The sequence below is a fragment of the Sandarakinorhabdus oryzae genome, assembly GCF_009733735.1.
GTDB lineage: Bacteria > Pseudomonadota > Alphaproteobacteria > Sphingomonadales > Sphingomonadaceae > Sandarakinorhabdus > Sandarakinorhabdus oryzae.
Map to the genome: position 1 here is coordinate 1 of NZ_WNJP01000242.1, position 3,340 is coordinate 3,340.

Below are 3,340 nucleotides of genomic sequence, written 5' to 3' on the forward strand. Positions count from 1 at the left end.
CGGCAGGCGCGCCTGATGGAGCAGGGGCCGGCGCAGGCGGCGCAGCCGCGGTCGCGCCCTGCTGCTGCAGCTGCTTCACCAGCGCACCGGGATCGGGCAGATCGGCGGCGTGGCAGAGGCGCAGCAGCGCCATTTCGGCGGCCTGCAGCGGCACCGGGGCGGATTGGACCTCCTCCAGCCCCTTCAGCAGCATCTGCCACAGCAAAGACAGCCGCGGGAAGGTGAGTGCCTGCGCCCAGCCATCGAGCGCAGCCTGTTCCTCGGCCGAGAGCAGCGGATCGCGACGCGGTGCCAGACGCTGGCGGGTGATGCCGTGCACCAGGCCGAGCAGTTCGCGCAGCAACTGGCCCGGATCCTGCCCAAGATCATACTGGCGGGCGATATCGGCCATCAACTCGGGCACGCGGCCGGCCAGCACATGGCCGAACAGGGCGCGCACCGCGCCGCGATCAGCCAGGCCCAGCATGTCGCGCACGGCATCGGCGGTGATCGTCTCGCCGCTGTGGGCAATGGCCTGATCCAGGATCGACAGCCCGTCGCGCACGCTGCCCTCGGCGGCCTGTGCCACCAGCGCCAGCGCATCGGCTTCAAAGCCGACCTGTTCCTGTTCGAGGATACGGGCGAAATGGTCGGCCAGCATCTCGGCCGGCACGCGCTTCAGGTCAAAGCGCTGGCAGCGCGACAGGATCGTGGCCGGCACCTTGTTCACCTCGGTGGTGGCCATGATGAACTTCACGCCCGGCGGCGGTTCCTCCAGCGTTTTCAAGAGCGCGTTGAACGCGTTCTTGGAGAGCATGTGGACTTCGTCGATGATGTGGATCTTGTAACGGGCGGAAACGGCGGCATAGCGCACGCCCTCGATGATCTCGCGCACGTCATCCACGCTGGTGTTGGAGGCGGCGTCCATTTCCACCACGTCGATGTGCCGGCCGGCCGCAATGGCGACACATGGCTCGCACACCCCGCACGGATTGATGGTCGGGCCGCCCTGGCCATCCGGGCCGATGCAGTTGAGTGCTTTCGCAATGATCCGCGCCGTGCTGGTCTTGCCGACACCGCGCACGCCGGTGAGCAGCCAGGCCTGCGCCAGCCGGCCACGGGCGATGGCGTTGCCCAGCGTCTGCACCATGGCCTGCTGGCCCAGCAGCGAATCAAAGGTGGCCGGGCGATATTTGCGCGCCAGCACGCGATAGGCCCCAGAAGCCGTTGGCGCCGGCGTTGTGGCCGGCAGGTCAAGGCCGGGGAAGGCGATATCGGATTCGTCGGACATGCGGCCCTGTTCTAACCGCGCCGGGCGGGCGCGTCACGCGAAGCCTTGCACTTCGCCGCGCTTGTCGCCATATGCGCGGTGGGAGCCGGGCGGACAGGCCGCTCGCCAACCCGGTCAGGTCCGGAAGGAAGCAGCCGCAACGATTCCGGTCTGGGTCGTTCCCGGCTCCCACCCCAGAAAATTCGGCGGCTCATGTCGACCCCGCCGCGTCAGCGGCTCATGTCCACAACCCCGCGCGGCATCTTCACGTCCAGCGTTTCGATCTCGGCGGTCAGCTTGATCTGGCAGGCGAGCCGGCTCTGGCGATTGGCGCCCGCGGCGAAATCCAGCATGTCCTCTTCCTCGTCGCTGGGCGGCGGCACGCGATCAACATCGCCGCCCACCAGGTGGACATGGCAGGTGGAGCAGGCCATCGCGCCCTCGCAGGTGCCTTCCAGCGGCTGGCCGTGGGCCTGCGCGATGTCGAGCAGGCGGCTGCCGGGCTCGGCTTCGACAATCTGTTCCCTGGCCCCGTCGGCGGATATGAAGCGGATACGCGTCATGGCCGTTGCTGTGCCGCGATCAGGCCATTTCGGCAAGATGACGGGCGACGACCGCATTGATCTGCGCGGCGGCCGAATCAATCTCGTCGGGGGTGGTGAAGCGGCCGAAGCCAATCCGCAGCGAAGCCTTGGCCTGCGCCTCGTCAAGGCCGATCGCGGTCAACACATGGCTCGCCCGCCCGGTCACCGCGGCGCAGGCTGAACCGGCAGAGATGGCAAGGCCGGGCAATTGCTGGATCAGCGGCACCACCAGCCCTGGAAAGCTGAGATTGAGGTTGCCCGGCCAGCGTTGGTGCAGATCGCCGTTCACCCGGTGCGGGACGGTGAGCGCGGCCAGCAACCGGTCACGCAGGGCCAGCGCATGGTCACGGTCTGCCAGCATGCGGTCACCGGCGATGGCTGCGGCCGCACCCAGGCCGGCGATCAGCGCGGTGGCGAGCGTGCCTGACCTTCCATCTTCCTGCCCGCCGCCATGCAGCAGCGGCGTGATCACCGTGTAGGGCCGGCGATAGAGCGCGCCGACACCCTTGGGGCCGTAGATCTTGTGGGCGGTCAGGCTCAGCAGATCGACTCCACAAGCCTCCACATCCAGCGCCACCTTGCCGAAGCCCTGCGCGGCATCGACGTGGAACACGGCGCCAACGCCGTGGGCCAACTGGCTGATGGCGGCGAGGTCCTGCACCACGCCGATCTCGTTGTTGACCGCCATCACCGAGACCAGCGCCACGTCCTCACCCAGCGCGCGCTCGAGGTCGCTAAGGTCAACCAGGCCGCTTCCGCGCACCGGCACGATGCTCAGCTGCGCGCCAATGCTGGCGAGATACTGGGCGGTTTCCAGCACGCTCGAATGCTCGGTCGCCAGCGTCACGATGCGCCGCCGCGTCTGGCCGGGCGCGGTGAGCAGGCCCTTCAGCGCCCAGTTGTTGCTCTCGGTGGCGCCGCTGGTGAAGGCGATGGCTTCGGTGGGCGCGTTGATCATCGCTGCCACCTGCTCGCGCGCGCGCTCCACCGCGGCCCTGGCCTTGTAACCCCACAGATGCGCGCTGTGCGGGTTGCCGAATCCGTCAACGCCCCATGGTGCCATGGCCGCCGCCACCGCCGGATCGAGCGGTGTCGTCGCGCCATAATCGAGATAGATCGGCATGTTCATGCCGCGCCCTTTCGGCCCAGGCGGGCAGCCATGGCAAGCCAGGCGGCGGCGAATGCGGCAATTTCGTCATCGCTTGCTGCGGGGGAAAGGCTGACGCGAATGGCCTCGCCCGCCGCCGCGCCAAGGCCCATCGCGGCCAGCACATGGCTGGCCTTGACCTTGCCCGAAGAGCAGGCCGCTCCGGCCGAGACCATGAAGCCTTCGAGATCGAGCATCATCACCTGCGTCGCCGCCGCCACGCCGGGCAGGCCGATGCTGCTGATGTTGGGCAGGCGCGGCGCGCCGTCGCCGTGGATAATGGCACCGGCGGCCTGCAGTTGCGCCTCCAGCCGGGCGCGCCGGGCGGTAAAGGGCGCCCAATCCGGCGCCTCGGCCACC

4 protein-coding genes and 1 other RNA gene are annotated in these 3,340 nt (G+C 68.7%); 1 reads left to right on the forward strand and 4 read right to left on the reverse strand.

What is annotated here, in order from left to right; translation table 11 throughout:
- Window positions 1-1,270, reverse strand: a 1,270-nt coding sequence (locus tag GJ693_RS14905) for a DNA polymerase III subunit gamma/tau (RefSeq protein WP_197042242.1), incomplete at its 3' end; no start/stop codon positions are given.
- A gap of 78 nt (window positions 1,271-1,348) precedes the next feature.
- Here GJ693_RS14905 and ffs point away from each other — a divergent pair.
- Window positions 1,349-1,439: signal recognition particle sRNA small type (gene ffs, locus GJ693_RS14910), an RNA gene on the forward strand.
- A gap of 40 nt (window positions 1,440-1,479) precedes the next feature.
- Here the strand turns inward: ffs and GJ693_RS14915 are convergent.
- From GJ693_RS14915 to GJ693_RS14925, 3 genes are all read right to left on the reverse strand, one after another.
- Window positions 1,480-1,812 (reverse strand): 2Fe-2S iron-sulfur cluster-binding protein, encoded by a 333-nt coding sequence (locus GJ693_RS14915; protein ID WP_156257049.1) that lies wholly within the window; start codon window positions 1,810-1,812, stop codon window positions 1,480-1,482.
- Between the two features lie 19 nt (window positions 1,813-1,831).
- On the reverse strand, window positions 1,832-2,962 hold the full coding sequence (locus GJ693_RS14920) for a cysteine desulfurase family protein (RefSeq protein WP_156257050.1): 1,131 nt from the start codon (window positions 2,960-2,962) through the stop codon (window positions 1,832-1,834).
- The coding region (locus GJ693_RS14925; RefSeq protein ID WP_156257051.1) for an aminotransferase class V-fold PLP-dependent enzyme at window positions 2,959-3,340 on the reverse strand (382 nt) is incomplete at its 5' end. The genes GJ693_RS14925 and GJ693_RS14920, both read right to left, overlap by 4 nt.

Bases quoted from the DNA above. Each gene is read 5' to 3' on its own strand.
- GJ693_RS14915 (WP_156257049.1), bottom strand. From the start codon at position 1,812: ATGACGCGTATCCGCTTCATATCCGCCGACGGGGCCAGGGAACAGATT.
- GJ693_RS14920 (WP_156257050.1), bottom strand. From the start codon at position 2,962: ATGAACATGCCGATCTATCTCGATTATGGCGCGACGACACCGCTCGAT.